Genomic DNA, 1,152 nt, shown 5'->3' with positions numbered 1-1,152 from the left:
AGAACGACTCATATGCTTTTTTTGACAAAGACTGATATCGACTCCGATCCAAACTTTCGATCGCAGCTTTAAGTGCTGAAACATCAGCAACCGGAACTAACAGACCATTAGAATTATCCCGAATCATTTCCTTCAAACCTCTTAGCTCATAAGCGATAGTAGGCACGCCTCGAGAGAAAGCTTCAATTACAACACCTGGATAACCTTCCCCCTCCCTTCGACTTGGGAAAAGCAAAACATCATAATCATCAATTACCTCAACAACGCGCTCAGCTGCTATCTCTCCTTTATAAGAAATACTATTGTTCTTTAAACGCGCAACAAGGTCATCATCCTCCGCCCTTCCATACAAGTCGAATGAATAATCAGAACCCAGTTCATCAGCGACACTCTTGATATCTAGCACACCTTTCTCTCGATTAACGTGCCCAAGAAAAACGAAACGCTTTTGGAATTCTCGAGTAGCTAATGGCTTAGTATTTGTTTTTCTCATGTTAGGTAGCCAATAAGAGCACGAATTAATCGGTTTAAAAAACTCAACCAGATATTGTGTTTCCCAAAACAGTATAGATGCGTGCCGTAAAGTCCAGTCAGCAACCTTCTTTGTTAACCAAGAATAACGTTGATACACGAGATCATAGTTGCCTGCAAACTTAGCTAAACCAACCTTTTTCTTCAGCAATCTTCCAATAAAAACAACAAACGGTGCTATGAAAAGGTAATCAAATGCTGTGCCATGCAGCATTACCTTATCGGCCTTTGGAATTTTTCTAGTGCAAGCAAACAGGATGGATATATAACCTAGCCAGCGAAAATAATAATTACGTTTATTTGAGTCAATAACATCAATGGTTAGACCGCGGGACTGCAATGAAGCCAACGTATTTTCCATTAAAACAACGACACCACCTGTTTGGCCATTCTTGTGAAGCCGCGGCCCAATTATCAACAAACTCATTTACTAGACTCACTGAAAAACAAATCTGAAATTTCCGTATCCAAAACACCTAAAGAGTTATGAATTTTTTGACGGTCTAGTTGTAAGGAATTTTTTATAGCTAGAGCCAAACCGTCTACATCCCCTACTTCCGCCAGATACCCATTTTTCCCATCTGTTACCAATTGCTCTATTACATCGCAGTTTTTAGTGGT

2 protein-coding genes are annotated in these 1,152 nt (G+C 39.9%); both read right to left on the bottom strand.

Translation table 11 applies throughout. From position 1 onward, the window contains the following. A partial coding sequence (locus tag A3739_RS24510) for a glycosyltransferase family 4 protein (protein WP_068503150.1) occupies window positions 1-958 on the bottom strand: 958 nt, incomplete at its 3' end. Further along, window positions 955-1,152: hypothetical protein (locus tag A3739_RS31055; RefSeq protein WP_231877140.1), on the bottom strand; the 198-nt coding region annotated here is incomplete at its 5' end. The genes A3739_RS31055 and A3739_RS24510, both read right to left, overlap by 4 nt.

This window comes from Oleiphilus sp. HI0067 (assembly GCF_001635735.1).
This window is presented reverse-complemented; position numbering and strand designations above follow the sequence as displayed.